Raw genomic sequence first — 21,988 nt, forward strand, 5'->3', positions numbered from 1 at the left:
ACTCCTGGATTTCTAATGTAATTCGAATGGTGATTTAATCTCACTCTGGCTGAAAATGGCTTGCGGCTCCTTTCCAGGTTCCTTTTTTAAAACGGAGAGTATAGGTTTGTAGGTGATCAGATTTTTGCTGAGTCACTTCTCCTTCAATCTGTTTTGTAAGTGCTGCAATTATCCGTGAATCCAGCGAATTCGGGTCACTGAGATCAAAATCGTTTTGTGGTGTTCCGTTATTTTGAATGGTGAATTCCACGGAATCATCTTCCAGTTTAAATACAATTTGTATGAAGGGTTTATCAATCCCTATAAATTTATGTTGGTTTGTAATTACAAGAAGTTCATTACAAATCAAACCAACCGGAATTGCCTGATTGATATTCAGTTCTATATTCTCAATATGTGTTTTGTATTCAATATTCTTTCGATTGGGGGCAAACATTTCATTCAGATATTGGATCTGTTCTTGCAAGTACCAGTTAAAGTTAATCGTGGGCTCTCCCGCCACGTCTGCAAAATTTTCGTAGATAAGTGAGATCGTTTTTAACCTGGTTTTATAGTGCTCTAAAATTTGTTTTGTGGTTCCACCTTTTCCATGCATAAGCTGAAGTTCCAGCAAAGCACACATCAGGGCTATATTATTCTTCACTCGATGATGGAGCTCAGAAAGCAAAATCTGTTTTTCTTCGAGATTTTTTTTAAGCTTTACTTCATTCTCTATTTGTTGAGAAATATCTTCGATCATAGCAATTAAATAGATCGGGTTTTTGTCTTTTTCATATACAGCGCTCTTCGTTACCCTGCCGATAAAATAACTGCCATCTTTTCTCTTATACCTTTTTTCGGTTTTATAACTTGATAATTCTCCAGCAATCAGTTCCTGGTCCAGTTCGCGGCCGCGTTCCAGGTCATCCGCGTGTATAAAATCAGAAAACCTGAGACTTAAGAGTTCTTCTTTTTTATATCCCAGAAGATTACACAGAGATCTGTTTACGAGAATCCAGTTTTCATTGGGTTTATGATGTGCAATTCCGACAGGAGCGTACTCAAAAGTAGATTCAAATTTTTTACTGTTCTTTTGAGCGTCATTCACAAGGTCTTCAATCAGAACGTTACTTTGGTAAACGAGAAAGAAGATCAAAACGCCGGTTGCAATTACATAGAACCAACCCTCGAGTGATAGGACAAGGAGAAGTGTATCAGGATCTTCAATCAGGGAAAACAAAAGCTGATCGGAGTATTGAATCCACACAGCTCCAACCAGCACATAGATAAGTGCAATGATGAATGGACTACTCTTGATTATAGTTCGCAGCTTATTCATACAATTGATTGCTTTGACCTGACTCTTTCATAATCAAAGTAAATAGCATGTTATTTCAAAACCATTTACTAATTTTGTTTTCGATATGCTTTTGAAGTTTTTAAGTTGTTTTTGAGATAAAACCCTTAATTGACTGTTCTATGAAATACATGATGTCTGCTTTTTTACTGCTTTTGATAACATCTTTATCGCTGGTTGCAGCCACAACCTCCGATGATTCATCGGAAAAACAACCGGTTTATTCTGAGGATGATCACTCCATCCGCGTAATGACATTTAACCTTCGTTTGGATACATCCAGCGATGGCTCAAATGCTTGGCCAAACCGAAAAGAGATGGTTGCGCGGACCATGCGATTTCATGAAGCTGATTTTGTCGGGATACAGGAAGGACTTCCACATCAACTGGATGAACTGGACGAGATGCTTCCTTATTTCAAAAGAATTGGGGTGGGGCGAAACGGAACTGAAGAAGATGAAGGAGAGTATTCGGCCATCTTTTACCGGGAGAGCAGGTTCAAACTTGTAAACGACAATACATTTTGGTTGTCGGAAACTCCCAATGAAGCGGGGAGTAAAGGCTGGGATGCTGCATTGCCGAGAATTGTAACATGGGGCGAATTTAAAGACACCGAAACGGATGAGACCTTTTTTGTTTTTAACACTCATTTTGATCACATAGGAGAAACGGCTCGTGCCGAAAGTGCGAAACTGATCTTACATCAGATACTGGATATAGCTGAAGGGAAACCGGTAGTTTTGACAGGAGATTTTAATACCACTGAGAATGATCCTCCATATAGAATTCTCACCAAAACGAATGGGAATGAGTTGCCGCTTGAGGATGCATTTTATCACTCCGAATATGGACATCACGGTCCTACATCAACATGGAATGGGTTTGATAAAATTGTTCCGGATCGAAGAATCGATTTCATATTTACAAACACAGGATTTCGTGTATTACAACATGCCATCATTGCCGATCACCAGGACGGGCGGTTTCCATCCGATCATTTGCCGGTAGTAGCAGAAATTGAATTCTCTGAATAAGAGAAGCAGAAACGCCAATTGTGGATAAGATGCGTTGTGCTAATCAAATCCTTTTGGGTTTTTCTTCTGCCAGTTCCAGGCGTCCCTGCACATTTCTTCAAGTCCGCGCTCGGTTTTCCAGCCAAGTTCCTTCTCCGCTTTTGACGGATCTGCGTAACAAATGGCGGCGTCACCGGCGCGTCGGGGTGTAATTTTATAGGGAATGGAGACATCATTAACTTTCTCAAACGTTTTAATAAGTTCAAGAACGGTTGAGCCGCTGCCTGTTCCCAAATTATAGGTCACCAGACCGGGTTTTTCATCAAGTTTTTCAAGTGCCTTGAGGTGTCCGATGGCAAGATCAACCACATGAATATAATCCCGTTCTCCGGTTCCGTCGCGTGTAGGGTAATCATCTCCAAAAACATTCAGTTTTTCGAGTTTACCAACGGCAACCTGGGTGATATAAGGCATTAGATTGTTAGGGGTTCCTTGTGGATCTTCCCCGATCATCCCGCTTTCGTGAGCTCCAACCGGGTTGAAATAACGAAGCAGGGCGATGTTCCAGTCAGAATCTGCGGTATGAATATCTTTCAGCAGATATTCGCTGGTAAGTTTTGTTTGTCCATACGGATTTACAGCACTCAGGCTGGCTTCTTCCGTGAGCGGAGACTGCGAGGGATTGCCATAAACAGTAGCCGATGAGCTGAAAACAATGTTTTTAACGCCGGACTTTACCATCACATCACAAAGGTTTACGGTTCCGGAAATATTGTTTTTATAATAAAGCAGCGGTTTCTCAACGGATTCTCCAACGGCCTTGAGTGCAGCAAAATGAATCACTGCATCAAATGAATGCGCATTAAAAATTTCGGTCAGTTCTTTTGTATTCAACAGATTGATCTCGAAGAAATCGACAGTTTTACCTGTAATTTTTTCTACTCTCTTAAGAGATTCAATACTACTGTTGCTGAGGTTGTCTACTACTGTAACGTTGTAATTGGCGTTGAGAAGCTCAAGAACCGTGTGGCTTCCGATAAACCCGGCTCCGCCTGTAACAAGAATGTTTTTCATGAATACATATTCGATTAAGATCAAGCAATAAATCTTAGTAAAGATAAGCCCAAAAAGTGGTAAGGGAAAAGCCGGATTCCGAAAAGATAGCAGCTAAAAAGGGATGGAAATTTTAAAAGTGGTTCCACGGTTCAGAAAACTTTGAACACTGATTTCTGCTCCGTGAAGTTCAAGTATCTTTTGAGCGATGGACAAACCGAGCCCGGCACCAGAGCTGTTAGATCGGCTTTTATCAACTTGGTAGAACCGGTCGAAAACGTGCGGGATATCCGATTCGGGTATTCCTTTTCCGGAATCGCTGATTTCAAGACTGATGTCCCTGCCGTTTTGAATGGTTCGAATTGTAACAGTTCCACCTGAAGGCGTGTGCCGGATAGCATTGTCTATGAGATTAGAAAGTGCACGATCCAGCAGGCCAATGTCGGCATATATTTTTGCATGAGGATTTTCTGGGAAAACTGTATGGATATGAATGTTTTTCTGTTCGGCTATGGGTTTAAATTGTTGCACGAGATCCTGCACCAATTCTGCCATCGAAATATGTTCGAGCGTTGGAGTTACATTTTCTGCATCCAGTTTGGAGAGCTCGAACAGATCGTTAATCATTCTGTTCAGTTTTTGTGTATTTCCCAAAACGGTGTTCAAGTAGTTCTGTAGTTCTTCCTTGGAAATATTATCGCCTTTAAGCTGGATGGTTTCCAGGTATCCCTGGATGGACGACAAGGGATTACGTAAATCATGCGAAACATTTGCAACGAGTTCTCTCCGGAGCTTGTCAGCTTTTTTGATTTCATTCATACTTTCAACAACCGTATCTGCCATGTTGTTAAAGCAACGGGACAGGTCGGTAATCTCGTCGTTGCTTTTCAGAGGAATCCGCTTATTGAGTTCACCACGCTCAAAATCTTTCACCGTTTTTTTCATGACTTCAAGCCGGTGGGTGAGCATTCTGAAAACGAGAAAACCGATAATCAAACCGACCAATAAGATGATTCCAATAAATATCAACGTTCCTCTCAGGATGTAGCTATTCCTGAGCATATCTGCGGTTTGGGTAAATTCATTACCTTCCAGAACCACATAAATGTAGCAGTTCTCTTCACCCATAATGGTGATGTTGGCAGTGCTGAAAGGTTTTAGCCGATTGGGATTTAATGGATCCATTCCCAGGATTGGCAGTGGTTCTCCGTCAATAAAATCGTCAAGAGGTTTCACGTCCACCATTTTAACAAGTGGTTTCTGGCCGTTGGTTTCTCCCTGGATAAAGTTTTTGATCATCCCCTGGCGGCTTAAAAGATAGAAGTCAAACTGTGGATTGGCTCCGCTGAGCTCATTCAGTTTTTGCTCGATCGCGTTCGCATCAAACTCATCATCTACAATAGGCTGGAACTCGGTTACGAGCCGCATTGCAAGATCTTTGTTGGTGGTTTGAATGGATTCCTGGATGATTCTGGATGATGCATCAATACTGGTATAAGCTACCAGTACTCCAAAGAGAATCATGATTCCTGAAAAGATAGCAATCAGTTTAATGTAGAAGCTACGCATGGTTTTCTGCCTCTTCCAGATCCGCAAAGCGGTAACCAACGCCCCAAACTGTTTTTATAAATTGCGGGTTGGATGGATCGTCTTCTATTTTGCTTCGCAACCGGTTGATGTGTGAGTTTACCGTGTGGCTGTAACCTTCGTAACTGTATCCCCAAACCTGGTTCAAAAGTTGCTCACGGCTATATGCTTTTCCGGGATTGGAGCTGAAAAGAAGAAGCAGGTCGTACTCTTTGCTCGTTAATTCAACGGTACTGTCAGATAGTGTAACCTTTCGTTTTTTGGGATAGATTTTGAGATCGTTGAAAACAAGCTCGCGCGGAAGGTTTCCTTCATTCTCCTGGTCAACTTTTATGCGCCTGAATATAGCTTTAACTCTTGCCGTTAATTCCCGAATACTGAACGGCTTTGTCATGTAATCATCAGCTCCCAGTTCCAGTCCCAGTATTTTATCAACCTCTTCGGCTTTCGCAGTGAGCATCAAAATAGGAACCCGCCGGTTTTCCTGGCGGATTCTTCTGCAAACTTCAAAGCCATCCAGTTTTGGCAGCATGATATCCAGAATCAACAAAGAGGGATCCAACTCTTCATAAAGTTTCAGGGCTTCCAGTCCATCGCCGGCGGTATGTACATTGTAGCCCGCATCCTGAAGATTGATTTTAATCAATTTTACAAGATCCCGATCATCTTCAACAATTAATATAGAGTTTGCAGATTCCTGCATGAGACATTTTTTTAGAATTAAGAGATCAAAATGTCATTTTTCTCCTGCGATTATTCATCACAGAAACGTAACATCTCTATTGCAGCTGTTTTAGCTCTTTTATCAGCTGAGTGCAATATTCATTCATCTTCGCAACCATGTTTTTTATACTCTCATCGGCCGCTCCTTCCTCAAGCATAATTTTTGATGTTTCATACATCGTAATTACAGCTTCGAGCTTCATCATTTGTGCAACCGGTTTAATTTTATGACCTGCACGCCTGAGGTTTTCCATGTCGCGCTTCTTCAATGATTTTTCGAACTGTACCTTAAACTCCGAGAACGACTCCACAGAAGCCACAGCAAATTCACTGATATAATCCTCATCACCATATAAAAGGTCAACGATTACCTTTCTGTCTACGAGTGGTTTTTGTGATTCCATGGTCTATTGATTTACAGGTTTTTTGATGCCGTGAGGAGATGGTTTTCCATATTCGTCGAGATGAACAAATACGATTTTTTCGATCCGTATGATCGGTTGCCGGGTAAACTTATGCCGGACTTCACATCGCACGGTTATGGATGTTGTTCCCAAAGAAACAGTTTCCATGCCAATTTCAATGATGTCTCCAAGTTTAGCTGAACTTACAAAATCAATTTCAGACATGAACTTGGTTGCAATATTTCCTTTTCCCAGTTGACAGATAACGTAAATAGCAGCTTCCTCATCAATCCAGGCCAATACCGCCCCCCCGAATAACGTGCCATGGGCATTTAAATCCTGCGGTTTGATGAGTTTGCGGCTAAAAAATCTCATTTTTGGAAACGTATCTTGCATGAATGCGCGCTTTTAAAGTTTTATTTAAACAAGAGTTATGAATGCTGTTGTGAATGTCTGATAGTATGATCTAAGATAGCGTGTTTCTCTGTTTTGTGAAACGATTATAATAAAACTCGGAGTCGGCCGGCAAAATAATCTCTCTTATTTTTTTAATAATCGATTAACACTGAGTTAATGAGCGATGGATATGTTAAAGCAGTAACTCCAAAGCGTACTATCGACAATCATATAACGGCAAAAAAGGCTCTCTTGATTGAGGGCTTTTTTTATTTGTAATCTGGAAGTGTGTTTTAGCAAGTTAAATCCTATTTCCAGGGTTGTATATCGAGATACAATTTCGCTTCAAATCCTTTTCGTGATGATAGAGGGATGTATACGCCATTCCCATCACTTTGAATATTTTTGCCACGTTTTTCTCCCCACTCTTCGTCAGTTGGAATGTACCGGATATTCCAGCCGTCATTCGTAATAGTTGCACGTACGGTAAGTTTTTCACGATATAAATTTTCCTCCGGTATTCTCTCTTCAAGAAATAAGATCCTGTCGATCCGATACTCGGTTGTCCGAACAACGAGGTCTATGGTAAAAACAAGTGTTCGTCCGTGAGTGATTTTACTGCTGTCAAGAAATACGGAAAATAGAACCGGAAGACGAGGTTTGGTTCTGCCAAGCTTGTCAGGGCGTAACAGTTCATCAAATGTTCGGAATACAGCTGAACTATGATCTATTTTTCGCTCACTTAACTTATACGTATACGCACCTCTGGGAGCCACTGTCGATTCAAAAAAGTAAGATGCTTTGATATCTTTGTCAGCATCATAAGCTTCTTTTACTGATGGTGGTAAAGGAAGATGCGTGGGTTCTAAAATTGCTTTAACAAGGGTATTTCCAAACAGAAACCGAACAAGGTTTTGATATCCTTCTTCGGAGTTTACCATCCCAAAATGGCCGCTGTGGCTGTGATGGGTATAAGCACGCGGAGAACCGGCAACGCTGGCATTTTTAATTTTTACGAGTCCGTCACTCATAGCACCCACCGCATATTTTGCTGCTATATAATCTTTGTGATTTGTTCCCACAAGGCAGAAAAAACGGGAGGGATCAAATTTTCCGCCTAATGAATTTACTTCATCCTGTTTTTTATTATCCAGATGGAGATAGGTGGCCATCTTGTCGCGGTTAAAATTGTTTATATCCCACATGTCAAGAAAACCCGGAACATTCATTCCTCTTACTTCAATTCCGTTATGAGGTGTACCGTAAGTGAATACCTTATCGACCGATGACTTTACTTCAGCCGAACTAACATCCTCATTCTGTAGAAAACACCGGCAGATTAAACCACCCATGGAGTGTGCCACCAAGTAGACTTTAAAATCATCATGAGCTTCAGAATTATCTCCACACACCAGGTTCTTTACTTTTTCAACAAGCTTGCCGAGTGCTTCAGCAGCATCAATGATCGATGGACGCTCACCATATCCCATCTCCTTTGATGCCGTGTCATAATATCGGTGGATAATGATGCTTTTTGCCGGGATGGAATTCTCGTTCTCAATGCCATTCAAATAATTATCGAGATATCCATAGTCTTTCATGAGGCGAATCAGCGGAGATTCAAATATGTGTTTGGTAATATCTCCATCCCATTCCTGGCGAATTTTCGTGGAACCAAGATTAAACCCCATGTATGGAGTGGCCACTGTATCCTCAATTTCAGATTGCATCATGGCGAAACCTCTTACATAAATGATGGGGTAGTAGGGCGGTTGAATGATGGACATGTAGTTTCCCTCAGTTTAGATTTTGTAACATGACTAAATAAATAAATGAAAAACAACAATGATTTACTATTTTTGTGCGAATGGTTGAAAATTCGCTTGGGCTTATTGGAAGATACTCGTAGCTACATGCCTGATTATTGAATCACTTATTCACATCTTTTTAAAAAGTATGATCGCTGTCTGTATTTTTTACGGGTGGTTCCTACTTTTAGAAAAGAATATCATCTGATTAAACAAAGACAAATTGTTGGATTTAATTGTAATAGCAGGGGTTATAATTATTGCCGTCGGTAACTATATGTTTACCGCTTGGTTTATTAAATATGCAAGGTTACGCAGAATTACCGATGTGCCCACAGAGCGTAGTTCGCACAGTATCCCAACCCCCAGAGGAGGAGGGATAGGTTTTGTGTTGATTTCTCTCATTGCATTTATACTCTATTTTGCCTGGATGGGGTTACTGAGTTCAAGCATTTATTTAACCATGTTAATAACCCTTTCGGCGATAGCTTGTCTGGGTTGGTTTGATGACAGGAGGGATCTTTCGCAGATTATCCGCTTTACCATTCAGGTTGCAGCAGCGGCAAGTGTGATTTTCTTTGTTGAAGGGCTGGATACTTTTTTTGTGCCCTATGCATCAACTATCTCTTTGGGGGTATTTAGTCCCTTTCTCGGACTGCTTTGGATAACCGGGGTTACAAATATTTATAATTTTATGGATGGGGTTGACGGTATTGCGTCGATTCAGGCGTTAAGTGCTTCAGCGGGATGGATGATTTTTGGCTACCTGTGGAATGAGCCCATTTTAATTGTCATCAATTTGATCGTATTTGCGTCAGTTGCGGGATTTTTAGTTTACAATTGGGCTCCCGCCAGAATTTTTATGGGAGATGTAGGAAGCATCTTTCTTGGGTTCTTTTTTGCAATTATGCCTTTTTTGGCTGCAGCCATAGCAGAAGAAAGAACAGTAGGTTTTACACTCTGGATTGGCGCCCTTTTGATATGGCCATTCCTTTTTGATAGTTCCTTTACACTTCTTCGCCGCTTTATGAAAGGTGAAAACGTATTTCAGGCCCACAGAACCCATTTGTATCAAAGATTAAACATAGCAGGATGGCCTCATTCCACCATCTCCACACTCTATCTTATTTTTTCTTTTCTCTGTTTAATCATCGCTCTGGTTTTTACTCATGAAGAGAGCTTTATCCAAATTCTCTTGCTCATCACACTTCTAGTACTATCGTTGATTTATATATTGGCTGTTCAGAGAGTTGAGAAAAAAATATAGGATTATATTAAGTATCTATAAATATTTAATTTAGTGTCTATATACTTTTAGAATATCATATACTTTAGAGTCAATACAAGTCCATAAAGTCAATGATGATATCCTTTTAGATCAAATTAAAATCTTTTGTAGATATGAATTTAGATTTATCTAAAATTTTGAATATTGAGAGACTATTTTAAAAATAATTTTATTTACTATATTAAGGGCTTAAGTTTGGGGTTTTTAAAGACATAAATTTTTCCAAGGTACATCTACGGTTTAAATTATTTGCAATGGCAATTATAAAGAGATATACTCGTCGCGCCTTGTTCTTCATTGCTGGGGATGCAATTGCGATATCAATTTCAGCCGTATTGTCTTATCTCATTCTTGGATCTGTTGCAGGCTTTAATAATTCCTTTCCTTTTCAGAATTCAGCTATATATCTCTCGCTAACATTGCTTTCACTCGGTTTTTTTAAGATGTATCGGGTTAGCTGGAGGTTCACAAGTTTGAGGGAGTTGTTGATGATAACAAGCGCTCTCATCCTTTCATCAGTAATATTTGCAGGTATTCTATTTTTGTTTGGCCAGGTAGACAATTTTCAATTGTCTTTTCTGGTTGTCGCTTTCCTTCAAAATATTTTATACATCGGAGCTTTCAGGATTAGCAAACGAATGAGTCTGGAGATTTTTAATAGTCAGCACCACGAGAAAAGGGCTGTTGTTTTTGGTGCAGGAAATGCGGGCGATCAGATCTTGCGTGATATTAAAAGACACCGGCACTGGAACCTTAACATTATTGCGGTTTTTGACGATTCAGAAAGCCTGCATGGTCTTTCAATGCATGGCGTGCCGATAAAAGGCGATCGCAAAAAGATGGTTCAGTTTTTAAAATATACGGATATTGATGAGCTGATCATTGCCATTCCATCCCTTCCAAAAAACGAGTTAAAATCAGTTATAGAAGGAGTGAAAGAGGTAGATCCAAATCTTAAGATCAAAGTTCTTCCTTCATTCCACCTTCTTTCCGATGATCCTGTAGGTGTGAAAAATATTCGGGAGATCAGTATTGACGATATCCTGGGAAGAGAACCTGCCAAGATAGACATGGAGTCTATACGAACAAGCATTTCAGGTAAATCAGTTTTGATAACAGGTGCAGGAGGATCCATTGGGCGAGAGATTGTTCGCCAATGTGTGGGATTAAATGCGGGTAAAATTATTACACTGGATATTGATGAGACCGAAGTATTTCACATACAAAAGGAATTTGAAAATTCATCTGATATCATTCATCCATATGTGGCAAATATCCTTGACGAAGACCGGATGAATCGGCTGCTGAAGCAAGAAAGGCCGGACATTATTTTTCACGCGGCGGCATACAAGCATGTGCCAATGATGGAAAATTTTCCCGAAGAAGCGGTTAAAGTGAATGTACGGGGCACACAGATTCTAGCGAGCCTTTCCTGCATTCACGAGGTGAAGAAATTTGTGTTGATATCAACAGACAAAGCTGTAAATCCCACGAATGTTATGGGGGCTACAAAGCGAATTGCCGAAGAGATTTGTCTCTCTCATAACGATCTTTGCATAACCAAGTTTATTTCAGTCCGTTTTGGAAATGTGCTTGGTTCACGAGGATCGGTCGTTCCAATTTTTATCGATCAAATTCGAAAGGGAGGGCCTGTAACAATTACACATCCGGAAGTGAAAAGATACTTCATGACGATTCCCGAAGCTGTATTATTGGTGATGCAAGCAGGCGAAATGGGTAGAGGTGGAGAAGTTTTTGTTCTGGATATGGGCGATCCGGTTAAAATTGTGGATATGGCCAAACAGCTTATCCGATTGCATGGCCTTGAACCGGAGAAGGATATTCCGATTGAATTTATTGGCATGCGTCCCGGCGAGAAAATGTTTGAAGAATTGCTGAAAGCAGAAGAAGGCGTAGAGAAAACAAATCATGAACTTATCCATAAAGCCATTTGCCGGAAGGATGTGGATAACGAAGAACTTGGAATAATAACATCCCGTTTGCTCGACAATATCAAAAACGGCGAATACAAGTCAATTCGCCACCTTATAAAACAGCTTGTTCCTACCTTTACTTATAATGCTGAAGAATCAGATCTTCAGGAGAATCACAAATCACTCAAAGAGTTCGCTGATTGAACCAGCTTTCCGATTGTAAATCAGTCAAGAGAATGATAGTTTTTGGAATTATAAATAATGATGTTTTTTTCAATAGAATCATTCGTCAAAGAGTATTTTGTTTCTCAAATCAAGTAAGGAATCTTATATTCCACAGCTTAAATCATTTGTACTTACAATTAAATTGAAATGGGTGTAGAAAGTTTACTTCAGAAAATTCAACAAAGAGAGTATACAATTGGTATTATCGGCTTGGGATATGTTGGTTTGCCGCTCCTTTGGACCTTTCATGAGAAAGGAATGCCGGTTATTGGGTTTGATATAGACGAGAATAAAGTAAACTGTATCAACCAGGGAATTCCGTATATCAAACATCTTGGAGAAGATAAGATGAAGGTTTTGGCAGATTCAGATTTGTGCAGGGCTTCATCTGATTTTTCGAAACTGGTTGAAGCCGATGCTTTGTTGATGTGTGTTCCCACTCCGTTGAATTTATACCGCGAGCCCGAGATGAAATATGTGATTCAAACCACAGAAGTCATCTCGAAGTACCTGCGAAAAGACCAACTGGTAATTCTGGAATCCACAACCTGGCCGGGAACAACAGTTGAGTTAATCATTCCCATGCTTGAGAAGGAGACGGGTTTGATCTCGGGTAAAGATTTTTATGTAGCTTACAGTCCGGAACGGGAAGATCCGGGAAATGCAGATTTCAATACTTCCAAAATTCCCAAAGTTGTTGGGGCAGATGGGGAAGATGCTTTAAAACTGGCTTGTGAAGTGTATAATACCGCGATTGTCAGAACCGTGCCGGTCAGCAATACGAAAACCGCAGAAGCTGTAAAACTGACGGAAAACATTTTCCGGTCTATAAATATTGCTCTTGTTAACGAACTTAAGGTTGTTTACAAAGAGATGGGAATTGATGTTCATGAAGTATTGGATGCCGCTGAAACAAAACCTTTCGGCTTTATGAAATTTACCCCGGGGCCAGGTTTAGGCGGGCACTGTATTCCCATCGACCCGTTTTACTTGACTTGGAAAGCGAGACAATATCAGCAGAATACACGGTTTATTGAACTGGCAGGCGAAATAAATACGGAAATGCCAAACTATGTTGTAAACCGTGCCGTTAAAGCACTTAATTCGCACAAAAAAGCTGTAAATGGAAGTTCCGTTTTGATTGTAGGTCTTGCATACAAACCCAATGTGGATGACGACCGGGAATCGCCCAGTTACAGGCTCATGGATCTTTTCGATTCAATGGGAGCTGAAGTATCTTATTATGACCCTTATGTACCTGTTATCAAAGAATCCCGGGAACACTCTCATTGGGCAGGTCTAAAATCTGTTGAATGGAGTAGAGAAACGATGGAAAAATTTGATGTTGTAGTCATCTCTACAAATCATTCCGATATTGATTATCGTCAACTTTCGGATTGGAGTGATTTGATTGTGGATACCCGCAATTCAATGAAAGACGTAGCCCATCAAAACGGCCATGTTTGGAAAGCATGACCTTAATAAGATGATTTAATCAATTTATTCATTCAAATAGACCGTGAAAATTTTAATTCCCGAAAGCAATTCAAAAAGTACCTTTAGATGAAGATTTTAATAACTGGAACGGCCGGATTTATCGGCTTTCATTTAACTAAACGGCTCTTAAGAGAAAACTTTCAGATAGTTGGCATTGATAATATCAACGACTATTACGATGTAAATCTTAAGCAAGACAGGCTTCGGGAAACGGGTATTGAAGAACCCGAAAAAAATGCGATTGTAACCAGCTCACTGGATAAAAATTATCGATTTATACAAGCAAGTCTCGAAGACCAACAAGTTGTAAAAGATCTATTTGAAAGCGAGAAATTTGATGCTGTTGTTAACCTGGCTGCCCAGGCCGGGGTTCGGTATAGCCTGGAAAATCCTCAAACCTATATTGATAGTAACATAAACGGTTTTTTAAATATACTGGAGGGATGTCGCCATACAAACGTTGGGCATCTTATTTACGCTTCATCCAGTTCGGTTTATGGAGCAAATAAAGAGATGCCGTTTAAAACCACGGATGTGGTCGATCACCCCGTAAGTTTGTATGCAGCCAGCAAAAAATCGAATGAACTGATGGCACATGCATATTCGCATTTGTTTAAAATCCCCACTACCGGGTTGAGATTTTTTACTGTATATGGCCCTTGGGGCCGACCGGATATGGCGCTATTCATTTTCACCAAAGCAATGTTGGAGGGAAATCCTATTGATGTTTTTAACTATGGGAAAATGGCCCGCGATTTCACCTATATTGATGATATTGTTGAAGGGATTACAAAACTGATACCCAAGGCTCCTGACGACGAATCGCCCTATACTGCTGAATATACCCAAGCTCCCTATCAACTCTTTAATATTGGATACGGAAGTCCCGTTAAACTCATGGATTTTATACATGAAATAGAGAAGAATCTTGGTATTGAGGCAAATAAAAATCTGATGCCTATGCAAAAGGGGGATGTGCCTAAAACATGGGCAGATGTTCAAAGTCTTCACACCTTAACAGGATTCCGCCCGGAGGTATCTGTAGAAGAAGGGGTTAAAAGATTTATAGATTGGTATAAAAAATACTATAATATATAGGTAAAGACCGATTTGGATGGCTTAAGAAACAACTCTGCAGCAAATAAGTACGAATGCAAGATATCTAAGCTATTTTTTATAATTACGGGCACCATTTGCAATTAAACCGTATCTTTATGGTACAGAAGATATTTAACCATTATTCCTCTTTATACCTTATTATATTTGCCTGTTTAAAACAGCAGTTATGCCTTTTAGGGAGTGGTTTGGCCAATAGAAATACTAAGCGTTGGTAATGCTGAAAAGGATCATTGATTATAGAGACTTTGGTAAGTTCCTTATCGAGTTGTCCGTTTGGACGTCTATTACAGTTGCTGCCTTTCTTTTGAGATTGGATGGGAATATTAGCGGATTTGAAAACGAAATTATCCAAGCTACTTTATTTCTCTTCGGCCTAAAAGCTCTTTCTATTTACTGGTTTGAAACATTCCGTCAATCATGGAGAAATACCGGTTTTAGAGATCTCTTCTCACTTTTAAAATCACTGACACTCATCAGTGGAATCTTTTTTCTTGCCGCCGTTATATTTAGAGAGTTTATTGTAATTCCGCTCTCAGTCCCGATTATTGAATATTTTCTTTCCCTTCTTGTCCTTTCAGGAATTCGGGTAGGAACAAGGTTTTATCTTGTTTACTGGAATCCAAAGTATAATCGGTCTAAAAAAAGTAATTACCGCGTTTTGATTGCAGGTGCCGGCGAAAGCGGGAATATGGCAGCCCGCGAAATGTTTCGGCACCCTCAGGCAGGCATGCAACCAGTTGCCTTTCTGGATGATGATAAATCAAAACACGGCCAAAAATTTCTTGGCATTCCTGTGGTGGGCACAGTAGAAGATATGGAGGAAACGGTAGACCACTACAAGATCGATGAAGTTTTGATTGCTATGCCATCCGAGTCTGGTGAAGTTATACGTCGAGTAGTAGACCACGCCCGCAAAACAAATGCAAAATACAGGATCATTCCCAGCATTTATGATTTGATCAGTGGTAAAGTCACGATCAACCAAATTCGTAATGTAGACGTTGAAGACCTTTTAAGGCGTAAACCGGTTGAGCTGAATAGCTCCATGATTAAAAAGTATATAGAGAATAAAACGATTTTGGTAACGGGGGCCGGTGGCTCTATTGGATCAGAGTTGGTTCGCCAACTTTCGAGGTTTAATCCTCGCGAGGTTGTTTTATTAGGCAGAGGCGAGAACAGCATTCATCAGTTGATTAATGAAATTGAATATAATTTCAGTGATTTAAAATATGCTGTTCAGATTGGTGATGTTCGGGATTCCAGCACCATGAAGAGAATCTTTCAGAGATATAAACCCGAGGTCATTTTTCATGCTGCTGCTCATAAACATGTTCCGCTTATGGAAGCAAACCCGGAGCAGGCAGTTTTGAACAATGTGTTGGGAACCCGAAACCTGGTGAATCTTGCTGTAAAAAACGGGGTTACTCATTTCGTAAACATTTCAACGGACAAAGCTGTAAACCCAACATCTGTAATGGGTGCCACCAAGCGTATTTCTGAACAGATTGTACAATGGGGCGCAAGCCAGGCGAAGAATGGCGAAGTGTATGTGTCCGTTCGTTTTGGCAACGTTCTTGGAAGCCGTGGGAGTGTAATTCCAAAATTCAAGGAACAGATCAAACACGGTGGACCAATATCTATTACTCATCCCGATATGGTGAGATATTTCATGACGATTCCCGAAGCATCTCAACTGGTCATGCAATCCGGTGCTTTGGATATGAATGGCTCTGTTTTTGTTCTGGATATGGGAGAACCTATCAGTATTGAAACGATGGCGCGGGATTTGATTACTCTTTCAGGTTTTGAGCCAGATAAAGATATTGAAATTGAGTATACGGGAATGCGGCCTGGCGAAAAACTCTTTGAAGAACTGCTTACCGCAGAGGAAGGCACCGACATGACTCAGCACGAAAAAATATATGTAGCCAAAAGTATCGACAGTATTGATCATTTGACAATGGGCCTTGATCATCTATTGGAGATGGCTCAAAATGGAGATCACGATACGATTAAACAGGCAATAAAAGAACTTGTACCAACCTATCAGTATCAACCAAAAGAAGTGGTAAACTATTAAGCAGATTTTTTTAAAGCATGACTGGTTTTTATTGGGGAAGTGTTAATTGAAATCGATGAAATATTCATGTTTTAAACTCTTACTTCCACTTGCAGGAGCCAGTAAGTATCGGAAAAGATTCTGTTATTAAAACCGTTCGTTTATTAAGAACTCTATCATTTCTATATTACCCAATTAATTAGCAAATAAAGAAGCGTTATAGTGTCTGATATAAATAAAAATGAGCCGGATCAACCTGAGTCTTCAGAAGCGGGGAAAAAGGGCAAAAAACAGCTTCAAAAAAGAGTTCCGGCCGAAGAGTACAGACTGATTCCAGTTGAAGAAAATAGCTATGATGATTCTGACGACGAGGTCTTAATTGATGTAATTGGTACCTTAAAAGACATTTGGATTAACCGGACCATCGTCTATATAACTACTGCCGTTGTATTTGTAATTGGGCTTCTGATTTATTTTGGGAGTGACCGTATTTACTATTCTGAGGCGCAGTTGATGCCTGAATCTTCCTCAAATCAAAGTCAGCTTGGCCAGCTTTTCCAGCAATATGAGAACATTTTTGGCATTCAGAGAAGTGTTGAGGAAAACGATATCCAGGTCTCAATGTATCCGCATATTGTTGAAAGCCTTCGATTTCAAATCGAATTGATGCAGCACAAAGTCTATTTTGGAGAGCTTGAGCAGGAACTCACCATTTTCGAATATTTTACCGAATACTACAATCCACCATTTACAAGTAGAATTACGGACTTCGTTTGGGATTACACCATCGCCCTTCCGTTTACAGCGTGGAATTTTATTAAATCCCTTTCTTCTGATAGCGAGAAAGTACAGGAACCTATTGATTTTGCACAATTCAGGGAATTCGAAGCTCCGAAAATACTGGACAGTCAAATCAAAAGTGTTGCCAGTACCGTCAGTGCACTGATTACAATTTCACGTGAGCCTCAAACAGGATTTGTCAGTATAGGCGTTTCCTTGCCTGATGCCCAGGCTTCTACAGAAATGGTAATCCTTGTGAAAAACCTTCTCCAGGAATATGTGATTGATTACCGGACGGAAAAAGCTATGAATAACCTGGTATTTATTGAAGAACAATTTGAAGAGGCGAGAGTCAATTTCCAGGCAAAGCAGGATTCTCTTGCGGCTTTCCAGGACAGGAATGTAAACGTGGCAACATCCAGTATGGCCGTGGTAGAACAGCGTTTGCAATCGGAATATGAACTTGCTTATACGCTTTACAATACGTTGGCACGGCGTTTACAGGAGGCAAAAATCCAGGTGCAGGAACAGACCCCGGTTTTTCGTGTGCATGAACCAGCGATTGTACCAACTCAGCCGGCTGAACCAGACGCCATACGAATTTTAGGAGGAGCTATATTTGTTGGGCTGTTTTTGGGAGTTGCGTTTATTTATCTGCGCAGATGGTTTGGCATATTCGTACAAGAGTTTAAAAATAAAGATCCAAAACCTTACAAGGTCTGAGTTTGAAGTTATTCAAAAGTGTTAGGTATTATTTAAGTGTCTATAAGGATTTTATAGGCAAAAGGTTGTATATCGTTTTTTTGTTAACCGCTATTGCGGCTCTTACCGAAGGTTTTGGGATAACATTGATTTTGCCTCTGATTGAAGCTGCCGGAGCTGCTGATGGCGGACTCAACAACGGTGGTGCAGCCATCCAAATATTGTATTCAATTCTCGCCTTTATGGGGATTGAAGAATCCGTTGTGGGCATCCTCATTTTTATTGGGATTATATTTATCGGCAAGGGGTTGCTAAAGTTCGTAGAAGGAGGATATGCAAGTTATCTGCGTGCCGAACTACTCAAAGAGATCAAGAGTAAAATGTTTAATGCGTACCGGCTGATGGACTACAAATATTACGCAGAAAACAACACCGGTCATTTTATTAATGTCATCAACGGGCAGATCAACAACTTTATCCGCTCGTTTGATACGTTTACACGATTTCTTACGATGATCATCATCACGGCGTCGTATCTTTCTATTGCCTTTCTCTTGGCGTGGAATTTTGCATTGATGGCGATTGGAGTAGGAATTTTGCTGCTGTTCATGTTCAAGTATTTGAATACATATGTTCAGGAACTATCCAGAAAAACCTCATCGGAAGAGAGCGTTCTAAATAAATTTCTTGTTCAGACCATTCAATCATTCAAATACCTTTCTTCAACCAATCAGATGCAATATCTGAAAGGTGGTGTAATGGCCAGCATTCGGAAATTGGCCCGCTATATGTTCAGACAGGGAGCTGCCAGTGCATTTACACAAGCCATTCGCGAACCTGTTTCCGTTATTTTTCTCCTCTTTGTGATCATCATTCAGGTGATGGTATTTGATTCTCCAATCACTCCTATTTTTGTAGCACTTCTGCTTTTTCACAGGGGAATGCAGCATATGATCGGGATACAGGATGACTGGCAGAAAACCATGGAAAAAATCGGTTCTCTCGAAATGGTTGTGAAAGAATTTGAAGTGTTGAAATACAATCGCGAAAAGAGTGGAAATCGTGTAATTGGACAACTATCCAAAGGAATAAGGCTGGAGGACGTTAATTTTAAATATGACGATAAGGAAACAGATGTTCTGAAATCTATTAATGTCGAAATTCCCGTCAATCAGATGATAGCCTTTGTTGGTGAATCGGGCGCCGGAAAATCCACTTTGATTGATACTTTAACGCTTCTTCTGAAACCCAAAAAAGGGCAAATTTTTATAGATGATATTGAATCATCAGAAATTGATGTAGCTTCGTGGAGAAACCAAATTGGATACGTATCGCAGGAAACGGTTGTATTTGATGACACAATTGCGAACAACATTTGTCTCTGGAAAGGAGATTATGAGAATAATTCTGAAGTAAGAAAGAATGTTGAGGAAGCTGCAAAACGTGCCTTTGCAGATGAGTTTATAAAGAACATGGGGCAGGGTTATAATACCGTGGTTGGAGACAGGGGAGTGAGATTGTCCGGAGGTCAGCGGCAACGACTCTTTATCGCTCGCGAACTCTATAAAAATCCCAATCTTTTAATTCTTGATGAAGCTACCAGTTCGCTTGATACTGAATCTGAGCGATATATTCAGCGTAGCATCGATTCATTAAAAGGTTCGATGACGGTGGTCATCATTGCCCACCGGTTGTCTACCATTAAAAATTCAGATCTTATTTACGTACTTGAAAAAGGTGAAATTATTGAGAAAGGTTCGTACGATGAACTTTCACTTAACAGTGACTCCCGCTTTGCTCAAATGGTTGCCATTCAAAGTCTTTAGCGGGTTGGTTTTGACGACTTTTCACCTTTTTCAACCGTTTGCAAATCGACAGGGACTGAACTACATTTAGAACTCAAATCAGATGAGTGAAGAATGAATCACAACCTGGCCATTGTCATACCCGCCTACAAGCCCGATTTTTTTAAAGAAACGCTACGAAGTATTCAGGCACAATCAGACCAAAGATTTTCGCTCTACATTTTTGATGATGCCAGTCCTGCAAATCTGGAATCAATCGTTCAACAGTTTGCCTTTGAGTTTCCCGTAACGTTTAAGCGGTTTGAAAAAAATATGGGAAGTGAGTCGCTCGTAAAACAGTGGGAGCGATGTATCGACCAGACAGAAAACGAAGAGTGGATCTGGCTTTTTTCTGATGATGATATCATGGAACCGGATTGTGTAAAGTCCTATTACCAGGCCAAAGTGAAGAATCCCGGGTATGCTGCATACAGGTTTCATACAAAAAAAATTTCTGCTGAAGGAGATGTGATTCGTGAAAACCGTTTCCCCGCTACTTTTGATGGTGCAGATTTTTTGAACTTGAAACTATCATATGAGCAGGAAAGCTATGTCGTGGAATACATTTTTTCACGCGAAGGGTACGAGTTCATTGGAGGTTTCCCGGATTTGCCACTGGCCTGGGCATCCGATGATCTGTTTTGTCTTAAGTTGGCAGATTATGGCAGAATCTGTACGATTGAGGGCGGAAATATATGCTGGCGGTACAGCGACTTGAACGTATCCGGAAAAAGTCATCGCGGGAGTGCACGGCAAAAAATGGAAGCTTCGTATCAATTCGTAAATTGGATCTTAGATCATCAGAATATACGTGACAAACTGAACCCACGTGATTTGCCTATTTCCTGGTATGTTCGTCAATTAAGAACAATGCGAAATCAGCTTACAATGATGGACGAACTAAAAGCCGTTCAAAAACTGGCTGTTCGAGATAAGCGGGTATGGAAGCATTTTTTTAAAATGAAAAAGAACAGAAGCAAAATTATAGGATGGCTGAAAAGATTCTCATCATAAGTCCTGTACCTCTTTTTCCCGGCCATGCGGGGAACAGAGAACGCATCAGAGCTATATGCTCAGAGTTGATGAAGCGCGGATACGTGGTTGATTTTTTTTACGCAGGCTTCGATTCTGTATTGGATGAAAATCATGTTTCATTCTTCAATGGGGATGTACTGAAACACAATGTGGATTCCTATAAATTAAGCTGGACAGGCAACCCGGTTCAAAGAATATCAGAGATTATAAACGGCTTTAAAGACAAGGCACACAAATGGTTGCGTCATCTTCTGGATGGACCGGATTCAGCAAAGTTTAATAAAAGTATTTATCAGTATAGAAATTCAAGCAAATTATTACTCCTTAAAAATCAGCTTGGGGACAAAACTTACAAAGCTGTGATAGTCAATTACGCTCCATATTCTTTTTATTTTGATCTTTTTCCTGCCAAAACGATTCGGATTGTTGATACTCATGATCGTTTGACGGACCGGTTTAAACTTTTCTCCGAGAGTAATCAATCTCCTGTTGATTGGCACAGCTTGAGATACCGGGATGAAAAACGGGCTCTTTCAAAAGCTGATGTGGTTTGGGCAATTACGCATAATGAAAATCAACATTTTAAAAACATGTTTGATGATGACCATGTAAAGGTTTTCACACTGACACATTTAAAACCTTTTGAGAAAGTAACAGCTGAAACGACAGGAAAAAACATTGTGATGATCGGCTCGGGAAACCGGCTAAATATTGAAGGTTTGGATTGGTTTATGGAACAGGTTTGGCAGAAACTGAAACATTACGATGATGATCTCCGGTTTATAATCGCGGGTTCCATTTGCAAGGTAATGGAGGAATCTGTTGACGACCGTGTTCATCTTTTTGGCTTATTCGATTCGCCCAGGGAAGTTTATTCTCTGGGAGATGTCTTTATCAATCCAATGCAAAGCGGAACCGGGTTGAAAATCAAGACTGTTGAAGCTTTGTCTCAAGGCAAATTTGTAATTTCTACAACCGCCGGGGCTACCGGGCTATATGAGATGATTGGCAACGGCTTGATTTGTTCGGATGAACCCTCTGTGTGGATTGAACAAATTGTAGCTTTTTTTCGGGATCCCAATCAAAAGAAAAAAGAACTTGAAAGTGCTGAACAGTTGATTTCAGAAGTTTACAGGAAAAATTTGGATGTGATTTCAAAATCGTTGGAAGATTGAAAGTGAAACC

17 protein-coding genes are annotated in these 21,988 nt (G+C 40.3%); 10 read left to right on the forward strand and 7 right to left on the reverse strand.

Annotated elements, in window-relative coordinates; all coding sequences use genetic code 11:
- Nucleotides 1-40 precede the first annotated feature (40 nt).
- A complete protein-coding gene (locus tag L0B18_RS09780) occupies nucleotides 41-1,318 on the reverse strand; it encodes a sensor histidine kinase (protein WP_234571583.1) in 1,278 nt (425 codons plus the stop codon).
- Between the two features lie 140 nt (nucleotides 1,319-1,458).
- Here L0B18_RS09780 and L0B18_RS09785 point away from each other — a divergent pair, with 140 nt between their 5' ends.
- Nucleotides 1,459-2,370 (forward strand): endonuclease/exonuclease/phosphatase family protein, encoded by a 912-nt coding sequence (locus L0B18_RS09785; RefSeq protein ID WP_234571584.1) that lies wholly within the window; start codon nucleotides 1,459-1,461, stop codon nucleotides 2,368-2,370.
- Nucleotides 2,371-2,409: 39 nt separating this feature from the next.
- Here the strand turns inward: L0B18_RS09785 and galE are convergent, their stop codons facing one another.
- The 6 genes from galE to L0B18_RS09815 all read right to left on the reverse strand — a co-directional run bounded on the left by galE (nucleotide 2,410) and on the right by L0B18_RS09815 (nucleotide 8,299).
- A complete protein-coding gene (galE, locus tag L0B18_RS09790; RefSeq protein ID WP_234571585.1) occupies nucleotides 2,410-3,423 on the reverse strand; it encodes a UDP-glucose 4-epimerase GalE in 1,014 nt (337 codons plus the stop codon).
- Nucleotides 3,424-3,516: 93 nt separating this feature from the next.
- Nucleotides 3,517-4,971 carry a sensor histidine kinase gene (locus tag L0B18_RS09795; RefSeq protein WP_234571586.1) on the reverse strand — a complete coding sequence of 485 codons (1,455 nt, stop codon included), beginning with the start codon at nucleotides 4,969-4,971 and terminating at the stop codon, nucleotides 3,517-3,519.
- Nucleotides 4,964-5,692 carry a response regulator transcription factor gene (locus tag L0B18_RS09800; RefSeq protein WP_234571587.1) on the reverse strand — a complete coding sequence of 243 codons (729 nt, stop codon included), beginning with the start codon at nucleotides 5,690-5,692 and terminating at the stop codon, nucleotides 4,964-4,966. Before L0B18_RS09800 ends, L0B18_RS09795 begins: the two co-directional genes overlap by 8 nt.
- 76 nt (nucleotides 5,693-5,768) lie before the next feature.
- The gene (locus L0B18_RS09805; RefSeq protein WP_234571588.1) at nucleotides 5,769-6,116 is read right to left on the reverse strand and encodes a taurine dioxygenase; all 348 of its coding nucleotides are present in this window, start codon (nucleotides 6,114-6,116) and stop codon (nucleotides 5,769-5,771) included.
- A 3-nt stretch (nucleotides 6,117-6,119) separates the two neighbouring features.
- A complete protein-coding gene (locus tag L0B18_RS09810) occupies nucleotides 6,120-6,512 on the reverse strand; it encodes an acyl-CoA thioesterase (RefSeq protein ID WP_234571589.1) in 393 nt (130 codons plus the stop codon).
- A gap of 308 nt (nucleotides 6,513-6,820) precedes the next feature.
- Nucleotides 6,821-8,299: a lipase family alpha/beta hydrolase gene (locus tag L0B18_RS09815; RefSeq protein ID WP_234571590.1), complete on the reverse strand. Its 1,479-nt coding sequence runs from the start codon at nucleotides 8,297-8,299 to the stop codon at nucleotides 6,821-6,823.
- 247 nt (nucleotides 8,300-8,546) lie between these two features.
- On the opposite strand from L0B18_RS09815, the gene L0B18_RS09820 reads away from it, so the two are divergent.
- The 9 genes from L0B18_RS09820 (at nucleotide 8,547) to L0B18_RS09860 (ending at nucleotide 21,978) form a co-directional block, all read left to right on the forward strand.
- Complete coding sequence (locus L0B18_RS09820) at nucleotides 8,547-9,587, forward strand: glycosyltransferase family 4 protein (protein WP_234571591.1); 1,041 nt, start codon at nucleotides 8,547-8,549, stop codon at nucleotides 9,585-9,587.
- A gap of 464 nt (nucleotides 9,588-10,051) precedes the next feature.
- On the forward strand, nucleotides 10,052-11,746 hold the full coding sequence (locus tag L0B18_RS09825) for a polysaccharide biosynthesis protein (protein WP_255695652.1): 1,695 nt from the start codon (nucleotides 10,052-10,054) through the stop codon (nucleotides 11,744-11,746).
- Between the two features lie 168 nt (nucleotides 11,747-11,914).
- A complete protein-coding gene (locus L0B18_RS09830; protein ID WP_234571592.1) occupies nucleotides 11,915-13,243 on the forward strand; it encodes a nucleotide sugar dehydrogenase in 1,329 nt (442 codons plus the stop codon).
- Between the two features lie 87 nt (nucleotides 13,244-13,330).
- Nucleotides 13,331-14,362 carry an NAD-dependent epimerase gene (locus L0B18_RS09835; protein ID WP_234571593.1) on the forward strand — a complete coding sequence of 344 codons (1,032 nt, stop codon included), beginning with the start codon at nucleotides 13,331-13,333 and terminating at the stop codon, nucleotides 14,360-14,362.
- Between the two features lie 235 nt (nucleotides 14,363-14,597).
- Nucleotides 14,598-16,463, forward strand: a complete 1,866-nt coding sequence (locus L0B18_RS09840; RefSeq protein ID WP_234571594.1) for a polysaccharide biosynthesis protein — start codon at nucleotides 14,598-14,600, stop codon at nucleotides 16,461-16,463.
- Nucleotides 16,464-16,664: 201 nt separating this feature from the next.
- The gene (locus tag L0B18_RS09845) at nucleotides 16,665-17,945 is read left to right on the forward strand and encodes a GNVR domain-containing protein (protein WP_234571595.1); all 1,281 of its coding nucleotides are present in this window, start codon (nucleotides 16,665-16,667) and stop codon (nucleotides 17,943-17,945) included.
- A gap of 65 nt (nucleotides 17,946-18,010) precedes the next feature.
- Nucleotides 18,011-19,750 carry an ABC transporter ATP-binding protein gene (locus tag L0B18_RS09850; RefSeq protein WP_234571596.1) on the forward strand — a complete coding sequence of 580 codons (1,740 nt, stop codon included), beginning with the start codon at nucleotides 18,011-18,013 and terminating at the stop codon, nucleotides 19,748-19,750.
- A 93-nt stretch (nucleotides 19,751-19,843) separates the two neighbouring features.
- On the forward strand, nucleotides 19,844-20,782 hold the full coding sequence (locus tag L0B18_RS09855; RefSeq protein WP_234571597.1) for a glycosyltransferase family 2 protein: 939 nt from the start codon (nucleotides 19,844-19,846) through the stop codon (nucleotides 20,780-20,782).
- Nucleotides 20,758-21,978, forward strand: a complete 1,221-nt coding sequence (locus L0B18_RS09860) for a glycosyltransferase (RefSeq protein ID WP_234571598.1) — start codon at nucleotides 20,758-20,760, stop codon at nucleotides 21,976-21,978. Before L0B18_RS09855 ends, L0B18_RS09860 begins: the two co-directional genes overlap by 25 nt.
- The last annotated feature ends 10 nt before the right edge of the window (nucleotides 21,979-21,988 follow it).

Origin of the sequence: Rhodohalobacter sp. 614A (assembly GCF_021462415.1) — a bacterium.
In the GTDB taxonomy this organism is placed as follows: domain Bacteria; phylum Bacteroidota; class Rhodothermia; order Balneolales; family Balneolaceae; genus Rhodohalobacter.